At 71.4% G+C, this 16992-nt stretch carries 22 protein-coding genes; 14 read left to right on the top strand and 8 right to left on the bottom strand.

Annotated elements, in window-relative coordinates; translation table 11 throughout:
• Positions 1-64: 64 nt before the first annotated feature.
• The 8 genes from VF746_27095 (at position 65) to VF746_27130 (ending at position 7034) form a co-directional block, all read left to right on the top strand.
• Positions 65-1279, top strand: a complete 1215-nt coding sequence (locus VF746_27095; protein HEX8696113.1) for a transglycosylase SLT domain-containing protein — start codon at positions 65-67, stop codon at positions 1277-1279.
• Between the two features lie 531 nt (positions 1280-1810).
• Positions 1811-2746 carry an alkaline phosphatase family protein gene (locus VF746_27100; protein ID HEX8696114.1) on the top strand — a complete coding sequence of 312 codons (936 nt, stop codon included), beginning with the start codon at positions 1811-1813 and terminating at the stop codon, positions 2744-2746.
• 423 nt (positions 2747-3169) lie between these two features.
• Positions 3170-3733, top strand: a complete 564-nt coding sequence (locus VF746_27105) for a hypothetical protein (GenBank protein ID HEX8696115.1) — start codon at positions 3170-3172, stop codon at positions 3731-3733.
• Between the two features lie 21 nt (positions 3734-3754).
• Positions 3755-3940, top strand: a complete 186-nt coding sequence (locus tag VF746_27110) for an HAD hydrolase-like protein (GenBank protein HEX8696116.1) — start codon at positions 3755-3757, stop codon at positions 3938-3940.
• Between the two features lie 52 nt (positions 3941-3992).
• On the top strand, positions 3993-4373 hold the full coding sequence (locus tag VF746_27115; GenBank protein HEX8696117.1) for a hypothetical protein: 381 nt from the start codon (positions 3993-3995) through the stop codon (positions 4371-4373).
• Positions 4370-4933 carry a HEAT repeat domain-containing protein gene (locus tag VF746_27120; protein HEX8696118.1) on the top strand — a complete coding sequence of 188 codons (564 nt, stop codon included), beginning with the start codon at positions 4370-4372 and terminating at the stop codon, positions 4931-4933. The genes VF746_27115 and VF746_27120 overlap by 4 nt, the downstream gene beginning before the upstream one ends.
• Before the next feature lie 21 nt (positions 4934-4954).
• On the top strand, positions 4955-5608 hold the full coding sequence (locus tag VF746_27125) for an HAD-IA family hydrolase (protein ID HEX8696119.1): 654 nt from the start codon (positions 4955-4957) through the stop codon (positions 5606-5608).
• A 262-nt stretch (positions 5609-5870) separates the two neighbouring features.
• On the top strand, positions 5871-7034 hold the full coding sequence (locus VF746_27130) for a saccharopine dehydrogenase C-terminal domain-containing protein (protein HEX8696120.1): 1164 nt from the start codon (positions 5871-5873) through the stop codon (positions 7032-7034).
• Positions 7035-7193: 159 nt separating this feature from the next.
• On the opposite strand, the gene VF746_27135 is transcribed toward VF746_27130, so the two are convergent.
• Positions 7194-7409: a hypothetical protein gene (locus tag VF746_27135; GenBank protein ID HEX8696121.1), complete on the bottom strand. Its 216-nt coding sequence runs from the start codon at positions 7407-7409 to the stop codon at positions 7194-7196.
• A gap of 281 nt (positions 7410-7690) precedes the next feature.
• Positions 7691-8074, bottom strand: coding sequence for a Co2+/Mg2+ efflux protein ApaG (gene apaG, locus VF746_27140; protein ID HEX8696122.1), 384 nt, complete (start codon positions 8072-8074; stop codon positions 7691-7693).
• A 178-nt stretch (positions 8075-8252) separates the two neighbouring features.
• On the opposite strand from apaG, the gene VF746_27145 reads away from it, so the two are divergent.
• The 3 genes from VF746_27145 to VF746_27155 all read left to right on the top strand — a co-directional run bounded on the left by VF746_27145 (position 8253) and on the right by VF746_27155 (position 10884).
• Complete coding sequence (locus VF746_27145) at positions 8253-9251, top strand: rod shape-determining protein (GenBank protein ID HEX8696123.1); 999 nt, start codon at positions 8253-8255, stop codon at positions 9249-9251.
• Positions 9252-9529: 278 nt separating this feature from the next.
• Entirely contained in the window at positions 9530-10045 is a 516-nt protein-coding gene (locus VF746_27150; protein HEX8696124.1) for an adenine phosphoribosyltransferase, read from the top strand.
• Entirely contained in the window at positions 10045-10884 is an 840-nt protein-coding gene (locus VF746_27155; protein ID HEX8696125.1) for a maleylpyruvate isomerase family mycothiol-dependent enzyme, read from the top strand. Before VF746_27150 ends, VF746_27155 begins: the two co-directional genes overlap by 1 nt.
• A 173-nt stretch (positions 10885-11057) precedes the next feature.
• Here the strand turns inward: VF746_27155 and VF746_27160 are convergent, their stop codons facing one another.
• Entirely contained in the window at positions 11058-12053 is a 996-nt protein-coding gene (locus tag VF746_27160; protein HEX8696126.1) for an aldo/keto reductase, read from the bottom strand.
• Positions 12054-12114: 61 nt separating this feature from the next.
• On the opposite strand from VF746_27160, the gene VF746_27165 reads away from it, so the two are divergent.
• Positions 12115-12540 (top strand): CoA-binding protein, encoded by a 426-nt coding sequence (locus VF746_27165; GenBank protein HEX8696127.1) that lies wholly within the window; start codon positions 12115-12117, stop codon positions 12538-12540.
• A 160-nt stretch (positions 12541-12700) separates the two neighbouring features.
• On the opposite strand, the gene VF746_27170 is transcribed toward VF746_27165, so the two are convergent.
• The 3 genes from VF746_27170 to VF746_27180 all read right to left on the bottom strand — a co-directional run bounded on the left by VF746_27170 (position 12701) and on the right by VF746_27180 (position 14855).
• Complete coding sequence (locus tag VF746_27170; GenBank protein ID HEX8696128.1) at positions 12701-13465, bottom strand: metallophosphoesterase family protein; 765 nt, start codon at positions 13463-13465, stop codon at positions 12701-12703.
• A gap of 108 nt (positions 13466-13573) precedes the next feature.
• Entirely contained in the window at positions 13574-14506 is a 933-nt protein-coding gene (locus tag VF746_27175; protein ID HEX8696129.1) for an arsenite methyltransferase, read from the bottom strand.
• Between the two features lie 58 nt (positions 14507-14564).
• Positions 14565-14855, bottom strand: a complete 291-nt coding sequence (locus tag VF746_27180; GenBank protein HEX8696130.1) for a metalloregulator ArsR/SmtB family transcription factor — start codon at positions 14853-14855, stop codon at positions 14565-14567.
• Positions 14856-15055: 200 nt separating this feature from the next.
• Here VF746_27180 and VF746_27185 point away from each other — a divergent pair, with 200 nt between their 5' ends.
• On the top strand, positions 15056-15685 hold the full coding sequence (locus tag VF746_27185) for a L,D-transpeptidase (GenBank protein HEX8696131.1): 630 nt from the start codon (positions 15056-15058) through the stop codon (positions 15683-15685).
• Between the two features lie 108 nt (positions 15686-15793).
• Entirely contained in the window at positions 15794-16102 is a 309-nt protein-coding gene (locus tag VF746_27190; protein ID HEX8696132.1) for a hypothetical protein, read from the top strand.
• 84 nt (positions 16103-16186) lie between these two features.
• Here VF746_27190 and VF746_27195 read toward each other — a convergent pair whose 3' ends face one another.
• Both VF746_27195 and rpsU read right to left on the bottom strand, forming a co-directional pair.
• Positions 16187-16396 carry a cold shock domain-containing protein gene (locus tag VF746_27195; GenBank protein HEX8696133.1) on the bottom strand — a complete coding sequence of 70 codons (210 nt, stop codon included), beginning with the start codon at positions 16394-16396 and terminating at the stop codon, positions 16187-16189.
• A gap of 92 nt (positions 16397-16488) precedes the next feature.
• On the bottom strand, positions 16489-16692 hold the full coding sequence (gene rpsU, locus VF746_27200; GenBank protein HEX8696134.1) for a 30S ribosomal protein S21: 204 nt from the start codon (positions 16690-16692) through the stop codon (positions 16489-16491).
• Positions 16693-16992: the final 300 nt, after the last annotated feature.

Consider the following 16992-nt stretch of genomic DNA (forward strand, 5'->3'; position numbering starts at 1 on the left):
CAGTTCCCGAGCTTCTGCCGAACCGCAGGTCGCGGTGCCCCGTGGTGCCCATCCCGGAGGTAGCATGCAGTTCAGGACGGCATTGCCGGTCGCCCTTCTCGTGGGGAGCGTGCTCGGCGCGGCGCTGACCGCCACGGGCGGCTCCAGCCCGGTCCGCGCCGGCGAGCGCTCCGGCCTCATCTCCACCGCCCTGGTGCGCGAGGCCGCCGCCGCGACGACGTCGGCGCGGTGGGACATCCCCATGACGCGCAACGCCTCGGTCGAGCACTTCGTGGACGTGCTCACCGGGTCGCAGGCCGACGAGATGGCCCGCTACCTCAAGCGCTCCGGCCGCTACGAGGCCATGATCCGCGCCAAGCTGCGCGCGCGGGGGATGCCCGAGGACCTGGTCTACCTCAGCATGATCGAGTCGGGGTTCAACCCCAACGCCCGGTCGCGCGTGAGCGCCGTGGGCCTCTGGCAGTTCATGGCCGGCACCGCGCGCGACTACGGCCTGCGGGTGGACGGCTACGTCGACGAGCGGCGCGACCCCGAGAAGTCCACCGACGCGGCGCTGCGCCACCTGCGCGACCTGTACGGCGAGATGGGCTCGTGGTACCTGGCGGCGGCCGCGTACAACGGCGGCTCGGGCCGGGTGGGGCGGGCCATGAAGGCCGGCCTGGGGCGCCAGCAGGGGCGCGACGCCGACTTCTGGCGCATCCGCCACCGCCTGCCGAAGGAGACGCGCGACTACGTGCCGCTGATGCTGGCCGCCGCGCTCATCGGCAAGGAGCCGCAGAAGTATGGGCTGGGGAAGGTGGAGCGCTGGCTCCCGCTGGAGTACGAGACCGTGCGCGTCCCCGGCGGCACCGACCTGGACGTGGTGGCCCGCGCCATCGGCGTCGAGGAGAAGGACCTGGCGCGGCTCAACCCGCACCTGGTGAAGAAGATGACCCCGCCGGGGAGCAAGCCGTACCCGGTGCGCATCCCCGCCGGCCGCGGCGAGCGCTACGCCGGCGCCGTCGAGGGCATCCGCAGGGAGGCCGAGGCCCGCGCCGCCGAGCGCGCCCGCGCCGAGCGGGTGGCCGAGGCCAAGCGCGCCGAGGAGCGCCGCGCCGAGGTCCGCCGCTCCGCCGCCCGCCGCACCAGCTCGGCCCGGACGCACACCGTCCGCCGCGGCGAGTCGCTGTGGACGATCGCCCGGCGCAACGACACCACGGTGAAGGCCATCCAGCGCGCCAACGGCCTGGGCGCCCGCAGCCGCATCCGCCCCGGCCAGAAGCTCCGCATCCCCCGCTGAGCGCCGTCGCGAAAGACGATCGGAAAGGCCGCTGCCGGAAGTCCGGCGGCGGCTTTTTTGTGGCTCCGAAGGACGCACTTCGCACTTCGCACCTCGCACTTCGCACTGCAGTTCTGGGCGTGTCCCTCCGCTGCGCTCCGGGCCGGGCTGCGCGCGCGGTAGGGCACGATACGACTGTGCCCAACCGCGCCGGGCCACCGCCGCGACGATACCCCGTGTCGCGGCGGCGTCCCGGCCCTCCGGGCGCGCATCCCTCACGCAGCATCGGTAGCGAACGACGGCACTCGTAGGGGCGAGACATGTCTCGACCGCCCCTGCCGCCGCGCCGATCCGTCCTGTCCGCGCCGAACCCATTTCCCGCGCTGAGTTCTCCCTCTCCCGCGCAGCGGGGGAGGGCCGGGGAGGGGGCATCCCCCTCGCCGCCGCGCCGATCTCGCCCAACCACCACGAATCCTTCCGCTTTCCTGTCGCCCCTCCCCCTCGCACGCTAGGTTTCCGCCTCCCGATCCCGCCCCCCGCACCCGGTCCGCCGTGCCGCCCGACCGCCCGCAGCGCGCGCTCCTGGTCTTCCTCGACGGCGTCGGCGTCGGCGAGGGCGACCCGGAGCGCAACCCGTTCGCCCGCGCGCACCTGCCGAACCTGCGCCGGCTCCTGGGCGGCCGCCTCCCCGTCGCCGACGACCTGGACGCGGAGGGCCGCATCGCCACCGACACCGCCGTCCTCGCCGTGGCGGACGCCACGCTGGGAGTGCCCGGCGTGCCGCAGAGCGGGACGGGGCAGACCGCGCTCCTCACCGGGCGCAACGCCGCGGAAGCCTACGGCCGCCACTTCGGCCCCTGGGTCCCCACCGCGTTGCGCGACCTGCTGGCCGCCGAGAACCTGCTGAGCCGGGCCGTGGCCGCCGGCGCGCGGGCCGCCTTCGCCAACGCCTACCCGCTCGCGGGCGTCGCCGCCGACCCGCGCATCTTCCGCCGCCCCGCCGCGCCCCCGCTCGCCGCCCGCGCCGCCGGCGTGCTCACCCGCGACCTCCCCGAGCTCGCCGAAGGACGCGCCGTGGCCTCGTCGATCACCAACGAGCACTGGCGCGCCCGTGTCGGCGACGCGCTCCCCGACGTCGCCCCCGCCGAGGCCGGCCGCCGCCTCGCCCGCATCGCCGCCGACGCCGAGGTGACGCTCTTCGCCCACTACGACACCGACTACGTAGGCCACCGCGGCGGCATGCCCGGCGCCGTGGCCGCCCTGGAGAAGGTCGACGCCTTCCTCGGCGGCCTGGTCGAGGCGCTCCCCGAGGACGCGCTCCTGGTCGTCTCCAGCGACCATGGCAACCTGGAAGACGTCACCGGCGAGCACACGCGCAACCCCGTCCCCGTGCTCGCCCTCGGCCCGGGACGCGACGCCGTGGTCGAGCGCGCGTCGCGGATCGACCACGTCGCCCTTGGAATCTTGACACTTCTGGACTTTTCGTGAATCTTACGTCTCATCCAAGGCGGTTCCTCCTTTCACGGTCGCTGACGATGAGATGCCTCGAGACGGGAGTGGTGAGGAAGAACCGGCCTGCGCCTCGGCGCTGGGCCCGGTCTGGAGGCGGACCTACGAGCCGAATCCGAAGCACGGGCCGGAGGAACGGGGGCGCATCGCCCGGCAGCCGCGAGACGGGCAGGAGGCGCTTGACTTCTCCGTGGCTGTGAAGGCTTCTTTTCCGGTGCGGGTTGGCCTGGATCAGGAAAAGGGAACGTTCGTCGTGTTGCGTTGGCACGGTGCCGGCGAGTTTCGAGGCCGTCCGAACTCCGAAAAGTTCCATGGGTATGCGGTGCCTTGGAAGACTCTGTCGCAGGAGTTGCGGAACGCGCTGATCAGGGCGGGTATTGCTGACCGTCGCGGGAGGATACTGTGAAGACGAAGTCGCTGGTGAACCAGGGTTTTGGACCGATTTCGCGGGAGCGGGCGGAGGCGGCGTTCGCCACGGGAAAGCCCGAGGAGATCCTGCGTGCGTTGCTGCGGCTCGCGATGAACGGTCCCGACTTCGAATACGCGGAGCGTCTCGCCCTGGAGTACGCCCGGCACGATGACGTATGGGTGCGGCGGAATGCGGCTACGTCGTTGGGGCACATCGCGCGCGTACACGGCAACTTGGACCTGGCCCGGGTACTTCCTGCGCTACTGGAGCAGATGATGGATTCCGAAGTGAGAGATTGGGCCGACGCGGCGCTGGACGACATCCAGATCTACCTGAAAGTCGATCCGCGGAAGCCCAAGCGCATCGGCGGGAAGCGCTTCACGTACAATCCAGAGCGTCGGACGCTCCGGGTGTCGGAGAAGGGTGGTAGGCCGTACGAGTATTCCGAAGTCACCCCGCAGGAGTTCATTCGCCTGTTCCTGCGCGACCCCGCGCGCGACGAGCCGGCTGAGGACGAGATCGCCACGCACGAGCGCCGCCTGCTGCGCTCGGCCTGACCAGGAAGCAGACGGAAGCAGTTGACCGCCCCGACCCCCATCCGCGCCGTACTCTACGACTTCGACGGGACGCTGGCGGACGGCACCGAGCTGATCATGCGGTGCTACCGCCACACCATGCGCACGCACCTGGGCGAGTGCCCGCCCGACGAGGAGTGCTGCGTGGCTTCGGGACCTGTAATCTTGACACTTCTGGACCTTTCGTGAATCTTACGTCTCATCCAAAGCGGTTCCTGCCTTCCCGGTCGCCGACGATGAGATGCCGCGAGAGGACGGTGGTGAGGAAGAACCGGCCCGTGCCCCCGCGCGGCCGCTGGGCCCGGTCTGGAGGCGCGTCTACGAGCCGAATCCAGGCAAGCACGCCGAGGAGGAGCACGGGATCGTCAGCCGCGAGCCGCGCGAAGGACAGGAGGCACTTGACTACTCGGTACGGGTGAAGCCTACTTCCTTCGCCCGGATCAGCGTCGACTGGGAAGAGCGTGTCTTCGTGGTGTTGCGGCGTCACCTCTGGGCAGTCGACCAATGGCCGAACGCGGAGTGTTTCCACGGGTATGTGGTTCCCTGGGAAGCGTTGCAGCAGGACATGAGAAATCGACTGATCGCAGCGGGCATGGCGGATCGCCGCGGGAGGATCCTGTGAGCGCGGAGACGCTGGTCAACCAGGGATTCGGACCGATCTCGCGGGAGAGGGCGGAGCGTGCTTTCGCTTCGGGTGATCCTCAGGAAATCCTGCGTGCGCTGCTGCGGCTTTCGCTGCACGGCCCCGATTTCGAGGAGGCGGAGAGCCTCGCGCTCGACTACGCGCGCCACCCGAACCTGTGGGTCCGCTGCAACGCCGCGACTGCGCTGGGCCACATCGCGCGCGTCCACGGCAAGCTGGACCTGGCGCGCGTGCTCCCGGTGCTGCTCGAGCAGATGGCGGACCCCGAGGTGCGGCCCTATGCCGAAGACGCGCTGGACGACATCGACAACTACCTTAAGGTCGATCCGCGCAAGCCCAGGCGCATCGGCGGGAAGCGGTTCACCTACGACCCCGAACGGCGCGCGCTCAGGGTTTCTGGGAAGGGCGGCAAGGCGTACGAGTATTCCGAAGTCACCCCGCAGGAGTTCATTCGCCTGTTCCTGCGCGACCCCGCGCGCGACGAGCCGGCCGAGGACGAGATCGCCACGCACGAGCGCCGCCTGCTGCGCTCGGCCTGAACAGCAAGCAGACGGAAGCAGTTGACCGCCCTGACCCCCATCCGCGCCGTACTCTACGACTTCGACGGGACGCTGGCCGACAGCACCGAGCTGATCATGCGGTGCTACCGCCACACCATGCGCACGCACCTGGGCGAGTGCCCGCCCGACGAGGAGTGGCTGCGCGGCTTCGGCACGCCGCTCGACGTGCAGCTGGCCCGCTTCGCCCGCACGCCCGGCGAGGCGTCCGCCATGCTGGACACCTACCGCGACTACCAGCTCCAGCACCACGACGACCTGCTGCGCCCCTTCCCCGGCGCCGCCGAGACGGTGGCCGAGCTGGCCCGCCGCGGCGTCGCGCTCGCCATCGTCACCAGCAAGTACCGCCGCGCGACGATCCGGGGGATGGACCTCTGCGGCATCACGGAGCACTTCGGCCTGATCGTCACCCCCGAGGACGTGGCGAACCCCAAGCCGCACCCCGACCCGGTGCTCTTCGCGCTCGCCAGGCTGGGCGTCGCCCCCGCGGAGGCGCTCTTCGTGGGCGACTCGCCGCACGACCTGGCCGCCGGCCGCGCCGCCGGCACCCGCACCGCCGCCGCGCTCTGGGGCCCCTTTCCCCGCGAGGCGCTGGAGCGCGAGCGCCCCGACGCCCTGCTCACCCGCCAGGAGGACGTGCTGGAGCTGGTGGGCTGACGGCGGGAACCGAAGGAAGTCGTCGAGCGGAGCATGCCCGGGCGGCATGCTCCGCTCGATGCTCCGGGTAGCGTGGTGGGACCCCACGATCCGCTTGGGCGCCCCCACCCGCGTCCGGTCCGGCGCTTTTGCGCCACCCGCGGCCCTCCACTATCTTCCCGCGCTTTCCGCCCGCCGCCCTGGACCGCGCGCGGGCCGCCGCGTCCCGGACGCCTGGCGGCCGGGACTTCCGTCTCTCTTGCCAGCGAAGGAGTTGCCAGACATGCGGATGCTCGTGCTCGGCGCGGGTCAGCAGGGCAGCGCGTGCGCCTACGACCTGCTCGCGAACACCGATCACGAGGTGGTGATCGCCGACCTGGCCGTCGACGCCCTCCCGGACTTCCTGCGGCCGTACCTGGGCGGGCGGCTCACGGCGCTCAGGCTGGACGCCAACGACCGCCAGGCCGTGCGCGACGCCATGGAGGGCGCGGCCGCCGTGATGAGCGCCTTCCCCTACTACTTCAACCTGGGGATGGCGGTGGCCGCCGTGGACCAGGGGGCGCACTTCTGCGACCTGGGCGGCAACACCGAGATCGTGCTGCAGCAGAAGGCGCTGCACGAGCGCGCCCAGGCCCAGGGCGTGAGCGTCGTCCCCGACTGCGGCCTGGCGCCCGGGATGGTGAACATCCTGGCCGAGCACGGCATCCGGCAGCTGGACGCCGTGCGCGCCGTGCGCATCAAGGTGGGCGGCCTGCCGCAGCACCCCGAGCCGCCGCTCAACTACCAGATCGTCTACTCCCTGGAGGGCGTGCTCGACTACTACACCACGCTCTCCTGGGTCCTGCGCGACGGCAGGCCCGCGCAGGTGAAGGCGCTCTCCGAGGTCGAGGAGCTCGACTTCCCCGGCGTGGGCATGCTGGAGGCCTTCCACACCGCGGGCGGGCTCTCGACCATGGCGCAGCGCTACGAGGGGAAGATCCCCACCATGGAGTACAAGACGCTGCGCTACCCCGGCCACGCGCGCATCATGGAGGCCGTCCGCGAGCTGGGGATGCTGGGCCAGGAGCCGGTGAGCGTGAAGGGCGTGCAGGTGAAGCCGCGCGACGTGTTCATCGCCGTGGCGGCTGAGAAGCTGCGCAAGGACCCGCGCCAGAGCCCGGACCTGGTGGCGCTGCGGGTGGAGGTGGAGGGAGAGAAGGACGGCGAGGAGCTGCTGCTGCGCTGGGACCTGCTCGACCGCTTCGACCCCGAGGCCGGCATCACCGCCATGATGCGCACCACCGGCTACTCGCTGGCCATCACCGGCGCGCTGCAGGCCGCCGGCGAGATCGAGCCCGGCGTCTGGACCCCCGACGAGTCCATGCCCGCCGCGGCGTACATTGACGCGCTGGCCCGGCGGGGCGTCGTGATCTACGAGCACCGCCTCTCGCCCGCCGCCGCGCGGTAGTACGGGAGTACGAAAGTACGCAAACGCGAACGCCCCCGGAGCACGGTGCTCCGGGGGCGGTCTCGTATCGTCAGGTCATTGAGTTGAAGGCGGAGGACAAAGAAACGGGCAGGCCACATGACGGACCTACCCGTACATCTCCTGGGACGGTTCTGCGCGCTACTCGTTCTGGACCTTCGCCTGCTCCGCATCCAGCATCTCGCGGACGACGGCCTGTATCACCCGCATGCGCTCGAAGGTGGCCCGCCGCTCGGGAGTGTCCGCGGGTGGGCGCTCCATCTCCTCCAGGATGGCCTCCGAAGCCTCGACGGAGAGCGGAGGCGTGGGCCGCAGGCTGGGGTGGCGGGGCCGCTGCAGGCGCGCTGGATCAGACATGGGGTTCCTCTTCCACCGGCGTTTGCTGCCGGATTCTCTCGAACAGCCGGTCCACCGCGGGCCGCATCACTCGTGCGTGCTCAAACATAGCCTGCCGCTCCGGAGTGTCAGGCGATCCGTGCTCGATCTCGTGAAGGACTTCCAGCGTACCTTCGTAGGACAGAGTCGGCCTGGATCTCGTGCTCATGGCGGCGCGCTTCGGGTTCTGGCGATGCTTTCCGGCAGACAAGATAGCGAATCCAAAACGGGTTGTAAAGTTCGTCCGTTTTGTCCTCCGCTCCCTACGCCGAGTAGGTGCGCAGGAGGAAGTGGGGGATCTCGGCCCGGAAGCGGGAGCCGTCGGGGCGGCGGAACTCGTAGGAGCCTTCCATGGAGCCCTGGGGGCCCTCCAGGATGCAGAAGCTCTGGTACTCGTGCACGTCGCCGGGGCCGATGGTGGGCTGCTCGCCCACCACGCCCTCGCCCTCCACCTCGCTGTTGCCGGCCACGGGGTCGTGGATGATCCAGTGCCGCCAGACGAGCTGCGCCGTCTCCTGCCCCACGTTCTCGATGCGCATGCGGTAGGCGTACACGTAGCGCGCCTCCTCGGGGTCGGAGTGCTCGGCCACGTAGAACGGCTGCGCGCTGATGCGGATCCCTTGCGTCTCCCGGTGGAAGAACATCATCGTCGCCTTCCCGTTTGCAGGAGGTGAGCCCGTAAGTCTATGCTAAGCCCGCTTCCGCGGACGGTCAATCGCATCGTTCTACCCCGCGCGCTCCTGTCCGCTCCCGCGGGCGCGCGTTAGATTCCGCCCCTCGCGCGTCCGCAGGCCGCACTCCACGCACCCGACAGCCGCCGCACCCGTGCCCGACATCGCGGTAGACCTCGGCACCGCCAACACGCTGATCCAGGTCAAGGGGCGGGGGATCGTCCTCAACGAGCCCTCGGTGGTGGCCGTGGAGCGCGGCTCGGGGAAGGTGCGCGCCATCGGCCTGGAGGCCAAGCGCATGCTCGGGCGCACCCCCGAGGGGATCGTGGCCATCCGCCCCATGCGCGACGGCGTGATCGCCGACGTGGACATGGCCGAGCTGATGCTGCGCCACTACCTGGGCACGGTGCTCCCGCGCGGCCTCTTCCGCATCAAGCCCCGGGTGGTGATCGGGGTGCCCTCGGGGATCACCGAGATGGAGCGGCGGGCGGTGCGCTCGGCGGTGGCGGCGGCGGGGGCCAAGGAGGTGTTCCTGATCTCGGAGCCGATGGCGGCGGCGATCGGGGTGGGGCTGCCGGTGCTCTCCCCGCACGGGAGCATGGTGGTGAACGTGGGCGGCGGGACCACCGAGATCGGGGTGATCGCGCTGTCGGGGATCGTGGCCGACGCGTCGATCCGCGTGGGCGGCAACGAGTTCGACGAGGCGATCATGGCCTTCGTCCGCAAGAGCTACAACCTGCTGATCGGCGAGGCGACGGCGGAGAGCATCAAGATCCAGGTGGGCTCGGCGCGGGCCACGGGGCAGGAGCGCGAGATGGACGTGAACGGCCGCGACCTGGTGAGCGGCATCCCCAAGACCATCCGCGTCTACTCGGAGGAGATCCGCGAGGCGATCCAGGAGCCGGTGCAGGCCATCGTGGGCGCCGTCCGCCGCGCGCTGGAGGTGACGCCGCCGGAGCTGGCCGCCGACATCGTGGACGAGGGGATCACCATGACCGGCGGCGGCGCGCTGATCAAGGGCCTCGACGCGCTGCTCGCCGACGAGACGGGGCTGCCGATCCACCTGGACAGCGAGCCGCTCTCCTGCGTGGTGCGCGGCGCCGGGATGGTGCTGGACGAGTGGGAGAAGTACCAGAGCGTGCTGACGCGGTAGGGAAGTGCGTGAGTGCGAAAGTGCGAAAGTAATGCCTCGCGCACTCCGCTGAGATTCGCGCGGCAGCGGGGTCGATACGACGGAACCCCGCGTGAGGGATGCGCGCCCGGCAGGGCCGGGACGCCGGCGCCACAGGGGTATCGTGGCGGCGGTGGCCCGGCGCGGTTGGGCACGGTGGTATCGTGCCCTACCGCGCGCGCAGCCCGGCCCGGAGCGCAGCGGAGGGACACGCCCAGACCAGGCAGTTCGCCGTTCCCGAACCGGAGAGGAGTGAGCCCGTGGACCACCTGAAGGCGCTGATCCGCGACGTGCCGGACTTTCCCGTGGAGGGGATCCTCTTCCGCGACGTGACGCCGCTCTTGCGCGACGCGGCGGCGCTGCGCGAGGTGGTGCACCTGTTCGCCCAGCGCTATCGCAAGGCGAACGTCGACGTGGTGGCGGGGATCGAGTCGCGCGGGTTCATCTTCGGGGCGCCGCTGGCGGTGGAGCTGGGGGTGGGGTTCGTACCCATCCGCAAGCTGGGGAAGCTGCCGGCGGAGCGGGTGCGCCGCGAGTACGCGCTGGAGTACGGCACCAACGTGCTGGAGATGCACGTCGACGCCATCCGGCCCGGCGAGCGGGTGCTGCTGGTCGACGACCTGCTGGCCACCGGCGGCACCGCCCGCGCCAGCGTGGAGCTGATCCAGCACGTGGGGGGCGAGGTGGTGTCGGTGGCCTTCCTGATCGAGCTGGAGTTCCTGAACGGGCGCCGGGGGCTGGAGGGACACGACGTGTTCTCGCTCGTCCGGTACTGATGCGCCCGCCCGGCGAGGTCGCGACGGCCCACCTCTTCCCCCGGCTGCACGAGAAGCTCCTGGAGGTGCTGCGCGCCCTGGCGCCAGACGACTGGGAGCGGCCGACCGCCTGCTCGCTCTGGACGGTGAAGGACGTGGCGGCGCACCTGCTGGACGGCGACCTGCGCCGCATCTCGGTGCAGCGCGACGGCTGGTTCGCCACGGCGGCGCCGGAGCCGATCCGCTCCCACGGCGAGCTGGTGGCGTTCCTGAACGCGCTAAACGCGGAGTGGGTGGCGGCGGCGCGCCGGATCAGCCCGGCGCTGCTGACGGAGCTGCTGGGCTTCACCGGGCGCGAGGCGGCGCGGATGTTCGCCGCCGCGGACCCGCGCGGGCCGGCGCTCTTCCCCGTGGCCTGGGCGGGCGAGGAGCGCTCGGCGATGTGGCTCGACGTGGCGCGCGAGTACACGGAGCGCTGGCTGCACCAGCAGCACGTCCGCGACGCGGTCGGCCGGCCGGGGATCGAGTCGCGCGAGCTCTACCACCCCGTCCTCGACGCCTTCCTGCGCGCGCTCCCGCACACGTACCGCCACGTCGAGGCGGCGGACGGGACGGCGGTGACGGTGACGGTGGAGGGCGAGGCGGGGGGCGACTGGACGGCGGTGCGCGAGGGCGGCGCGTGGCGGCTCTACCTGGGCCGCCCGGAGCGTCCGGCGGCGCGGGTATCGATGGACGGCGACGCGGCCTGGCGCCTGTTCACGAAGGCCTCGCGCGGGCCCGACCCGAGGCCGCGGGTGAGGATCGACGGCGACGAGGCGCTGGGGCGGCCGGTGCTCGGGATGGTATCGGTGATGGCGTGACGATGAGTGATCCCGATCCGTTCACGAGCGATCATTCGATCAGCACACCGATGTCACCCCCAGGGGAGCAGTAGCGACCCGAGGGATCTACTCGACGGTCCTGGTGGACGGCGAGTCGCGCGGATCCCTGGCGCCACGCCTTCCCGATCGACCGCAGTCCATCCCGATCGCTCTCAATTCCACGGGAGGCCGGAGCGCTCCGACCAGTAGCGCTCCCGCTCCTGCGCGAGGCCGCGGAGGCGATCCGCGGCTTGTTCGTCCCAGGCGACTTCCAGCGCGCGCAGGTTCGACGCGAGCTGGTCATCGGTCGCGGCGCCGCTCAGGACGACGTCGGCCCACGGCTCGGCGAGGACGGCGGCGAGCGCGAGCGCGTCCACGCTCGTCTCCAGGCGCGCGGCTTCGCGGCGGAGGATTGCCAGCCGCGGGGCGAAGGCGGGGTCGGCGTTGCGCTCGGTGAGCCGCCCGTTCGCGAGCGCTTCCTTGACGATGACGCCCAGCCCGGCGGCGTGCGCCTCGGCGAGGGCGGGGCCGGCGGAGGGCTCCAGCAGGTTCCAGGTGGCCTGTACGGCGTCGAAGAGGCGCGCCCCCTCCCACTCCACCTCCAGCGCGCGCCGGAGGGTGTCGGCCTGCGCCGCGCCGGTGAGCGAGAGACCGATGCGCACGCCCCCGGCCCTGAGCCGCGCCAGGCCGGCGATCACCTCGCGGTTCTCCAGCACGCCGCTCTCCCGAGTGGCGGAGTGGATCTGGTAAAGGTCCAGGTGCGGCCCCAGCAGCGCGCGCGTCTCGCCGAGCTGGCGGGCGAGCACGGCGGCGGAGTGCTCCTTGACCTCGTGCACGGGGGCGTCGGTGCGCCAGCCGGCGGTGTAGGTGTAGCCCCACTTGGAGCCGACCGTCACCGCCTCCGGCGCGATCCCCCGCGCGCCGAGCCACGAGGCGAGGAACGCCTCGGCGCGGCCGTACGAGCGCGCGGCGTCGAAGTAGCGCACGCCGGCCGCCCACGCGGCGTCCAGCACGCGGTGGGCGCGCGCCTCCATCTCCTCCACCGAGGTGCGGCCCGCCAGGTCGCGCGCGTGGCCCAGGTTGATGTACCCGGGCCGGCCCAGCGCCGCGAGCCCCAGCCCCAGGCGCGACACGGCGAGCCCGGTGCGGCCGAGCTGTCGTTGCTCCATCCTCCTCCACCCGCTACCATCAGCGGCCCGGAGTCATCCGTTCCCGACCGCCGAGCCGCCGATGAGCACCGTTCCCGATCTCCCCGCTACCATCCTCCGCGACGCCCGCACCATCGCCGTACTGGGGATGAAGGGCGACGACCAGCCCGAGGCGCCCGCGCACAACGTCCCGGCGTACCTGCAGGCGCAGGGCTACCGCGTCGTCCCCGTCAGCCCGAAGCTGGCCGGGCGCGGCTACCCCGGCGCGGTCGCCAGCCTGTCGGAGCTGACGGAGCCGCCCGACGTGGTCGAGGTCTTCCGCCGCCCCGAGGCGATCGACGGGCACGCCGACGAGCTGCTGGCGTTGAAGCCGAAGTACGTCTGGTTCCAGCTCGGCATCCGCAACGACGCGGTCGCGCGGCGGCTGGAGGAAGCCGGCATCCGCGTCGTCCAGGACCGCTGCATGTTCCGCGACCACCGCGAATTGCGCGAAGCGGGCGAGCTGTAGGGCGGCATCGCTGCCCTCGCTCGCCGGACTTCGCCCCTCGGCGCCGCAGCTGCGTCTCGCACCGGAGGAGCCCGCGCAGGCGGGCTTTTCGCCGTTGTAGCCGCGCCTTCAGGCGCCCCGGGCCGGCGCCACCCCGAAGCTCCTCACCCCTCCACGCGCGTCAGGCGTGCGCCGGCGCGGGCCTGCCGCCGGTGCGCAGGTACTCGGCGAAGTCGTCCGGCAGCGCGCTCCGGCGGATGGCGTCCATCGCCCGCTCCACGTCGTACTCCACCCGGACGAATTCGACGGACGGGTCTCCTTCCCCGACGGCCAGCAGCACGTAGCCCGCGCGCCAGTCGCCGTCCTTCGGGCGCCCGACGGAGCCGGCGTTCACGAAGTGGATGCCGCCGATCTCGCGGTGCCAGGGGACGTGCGTGTGGCCGAAGCAGACCACGTCGCCGGGGCGCGCGCCCGCCTGTTCGGCCATCTTCAGGCAGAAGTCGTCGGGCCGGTCCGCCGTCCAGTAGACGGTGTTGAGCGCCGGGCTGCCGTGCACCAGGACCACCCGCGGCCCCGGCGCGTGCCCGCCGAGCGGCCGCAGGTCGACGCGGAAGGGGAGCGCGCTCAGGAAGCGCTTCGTCCCGGGCGTGACGTGCTCGCGCGTCCACGTGTACGACAGGTGCGAGAGCGCCTCCTGCCGCGGGTCCTCGTACCGGCAGCCGCAGTGCCTGTAGTCCGCCGCCACGGTCGAGTCGTAGTTCCCCGCCACCCCGCCGATGCCGCGCTCGCGCAGCAGCTCCACCACCTCGTTCGGCCACGGCGCGTAGCCCACCAGGTCGCCCAGGTGCCACACCGAGTCCACGCCCGGCCGCGCGTCGACGTCCGCCAGGACCGCCTCCAGCGCCGGCAGGTTCGCGTGGATGTCGGAGATCAGCGCGTATCGCATCGCGTCCTCGAGCGCTCACACGGAGGAAACGGAGTCAACGGAGGACAAACGAAGGGGTTCCTCCGTTGCCTCCGTTGACTCGTGTGAGACATGCGGTTTGGATCTGGATCACGCTTCCAGCGGCTTCCGCGCGCGGACGAAGGCGCTCATGAAGCGGCCGTCCACCTGCGGCGCGACCGCCTCCACGTCGATCCCCGCCTCGGCCAGGAAGGCGCGGGCGTCCTCGACACGGTACACGCGCGTGGGCTCGATGTCGACGTCCACGAAGCCGTTCTCCTCCAGCAGCCGCCGGAACTCGCCCTCCTCCAGCGCGCCGGCCACGCACCCCACCCACAGCTCCACGCTGCGCTTCACCTCGGGCGGCACCGGGCCGCGCACCACCACGTCGGAGACGGCGAAGCGGCCGCCCGGCTTCAGCACGCGGAACGCCTCGGCCAGCACGCGGCGCTTGTCGGCCGAGAGGTTGATCACGCAGTTGGAGATGATCACGTCCACCGAGGCGTCGGGGAGCGGCACCTCCTCGATGTGCCCCTGGAGGAACTCCGCGTTCGCCACCCCCGCCTCGGCCTGGTTGCGCCGCGCCAGCTCCAGCATCTCGTCGGTCATGTCGAGCCCGTACGCCTTCCCCGTGGGCCCCACCCGCCGCGCCGAGAGGAGCACGTCGATCCCGCCGCCCGAGCCCAGGTCCAGCACCGTCTCGCCCTCGCGCAGCTCCGCCAGCGCCGTGGGGTTGCCGCACCCCAGCGAGGCGAGCACCGCCTGCTCGGGGAGCCCGGTCGTCTCCGCGGCGTCGTACAGGTTGGAGGTGATCGGGTCGGCGCACCCGCACCCGGCCGCCGCGCCGCAGCAGGAGCTGCCGCCGCCCGCCGCCGCGCGCAGCGCCGCCCGGCCGTACTTCTCGCGCACCGTGGCGCGGATCGCCTCGGCGCCCTCCGGCGTGGGCGCGTCCAGCACCGCCGCCGCGGCGCCGCTGGTGGTCGATGCAGCCGCGCCGCCGCAGCAGGAGGTATCGCAGCAGCCGGCGTTCTCGGTCGTGCTCATCTCGGGCCTCCGAATCTCGCATCAAGAATTCTTGATGCGTTGGGGAAAAAGAAAAGGCTCACGCGCAGCAGCGCGAGCCCACCGCCGACTCCGCGTCGAGCCGCAGCTCGCCCGCGAAGTCCTCGACCTCCGCGATCGCCTCCGGGTCCAGCGCATAGTACACCCAGCGTCCCTCGCGGCGGTCGACCACCAGCCCGGCCTCCTTCAGCGTCTTCAGGTGGAACGAGAGGAGCGACTGCCCCGCCTCAATCACCCCCGTGAGCTCGCAGACGCACCGCTCCCCCGAGCGCAGCAGCTCGACGATGCGCAGCCGCTTCTCGTCGGAGAGCGCGTGGAACAGCTTCGCCATGCGGCCCGTCGCTGCGGGAGTCCGGGTAGCCATGGCGGAACGATACATCAATGGAAGTTGATCTGTCAAGCCCGGCGGCGCGCGGTGCTCCAGGCGGACCGGGCGCGCCGGGAAACGGATGGCATAATCCTGGCTTTACGGACCGCGGTGGATTAAGTTGGGTCCGGGCTGGTAACTTCCTGCGCAACAGGGGGATGCGAATGAAGCAGAGATGGTGCGCGGCAGGGGCGCTGGGGCTCGGCCTGGCGGCGGGGCCGCTGGGCGCGCAGCAGGCGCGGCCGCCGCTGGAGCGCGGCCTGATCGTGAGCACGCTGGAGGCCGCCGTCGAGCAGCCGGCGCCGCGGCTGGAGAACTTCGCCATCACCGTCGACCTGTCCGACCGCATGCTGTACGTGACGAACGGCGACGAGGTGGTGCGGAGCTGGCCGGTGTCGGTGGGGCTGGAGTCGTATCCGACCCCCACCGGCGAGTTCCGCATCCGGCACCTGATCTGGAACCCCAGCTGGCGGCCGCCGCCCTCGGACTGGGCGCGCGACAAGGAGCCCGAGGCGCCCGGCTCGCCGGGGAACCCGATGGGGCGGGTGAAGATCTTCTTCCGCGAGCCCGACTACTACATCCACGGCACCGGCCTGGCCGGGTCGCTGGGGTACGCCCGCTCGCACGGGTGCATCCGCATGCGCAACGTCGACGCGGTGGAGCTGGCGCGCTGGATCATGGTCAACGGCGGCGCGGACCGCTCGCAGGAGTGGTACCAGGAGACGATCGAGAAGAAGGAGACCTCCCGGGACGTGACGCTGTCGAAGCCGGTGAAGGTGCGGATCCGGCGGTAGATTCGAAGTGCGAAGTGCGAAGTGCGAAGTGTGTGAGTGGCGGCGCCGCGGGCGATCCCCTACTTTCGCACTCTCGCGCTTTCGTACGTTCGCACCCGCCGTCCAGCCGTGTACCTGATCCAGATCCTGCTCCCGGTCCGCGACAACCAGGGAAGGCCCTTCCCCCGCTCCGACCTCGACGCCGTGCGGAAGGAGCTGACCGAGCGCTTCGGCGGCGCGACGGCGTTCCTGCGCGCGCCCGCGGCGGGGCTGTGGAAGGACGAGGAGGGCGACGTCGCGCGCGACGACGTGGTGGTGGTGGAGGCGATGGCGCCGCACCTGGAGCGCGAGTGGTGGCGCCTCTACCGCGAGGAGCTGGAGCGCCGCTTCCGCCAGGAGGAGATCGTCATCCGCGCCATGCACTGCGGCCTGCTGTAGCGGGCTCGAACCCCGCGGCGCGACGAAAAGAAGAGGGGCGCCCCCGCATTGGGGGCGCCCCTCTCGGCGGTCGGTGGCTCGGGCTCAGCCCAGGCGGACGACGTTCTCGGCCGCGGGGCCCTTGGTCCCCTGGACGATGTCGAACTCCACGCGGTCACCCTCGTTGAGCGAGCGGAAGCCCTGGGACTGGATGGCGCTGTGATGGACGAAGCAGTCCTTCTGGCCGTCCTCGGGCGTGATGAAGCCGTAGCCCTTCTCCGAGTTGAACCACTTGACCGTGCCGGTGGTACGCATTGCGGTACTCCCTGTGGGGTGCTGAAACGTTGCTGTCGGGGTCCGGATACGCCGTACCAGCCGACCTGACTCCGCCGAGTTCCCGGCCGCGCTCAGTCGCGGCGGCGGGCGTTGCGGCGGTCCTTCGCGCGGCGACGCTGCGCAGCCTTCGACTTGGCCTTACGCGCCTCGCTGGGCTTCTCGTAGAACCGCTTGCGGCGCATGTCCTTGAACAGGCCGGAGCGGATCATCCTGCGACGGAACTGCTTGAGCGCCCAGTCCAGACGATCGTTCTCACCAAGCTGAATCTCGACCACGCAATCCTCCAGTGCCGGTTTCGAGGGGAAGAAAAAGGGACCCCGACCTGCCCGGGTCCCCTCTCAGTCTTGAGCAAGACCGCTTGAGGCGGGTTTCTCGGAAACCACAAAATAAACGCACTCCGCGCAACCGTCAACCCCGAACGGCCAGTGCCCAGGATCAAGTGCCCAGTGCCCAGGAGTGCGAGAGTGCGAGAGTGCGAGAGTGCGAGAGTGCGAGAGTGCGAGAGTGCGAGAGTGCGAGAGTGCGAGAGTGCGAGAGTGCGAGAGTGCGAGAGTGCGAGAGTGCGAGAGTGCGAG

The sequence above is a fragment of the Longimicrobium sp. genome, assembly GCA_036389795.1.
Taxonomy (GTDB): domain Bacteria; phylum Gemmatimonadota; class Gemmatimonadetes; order Longimicrobiales; family Longimicrobiaceae; genus Longimicrobium.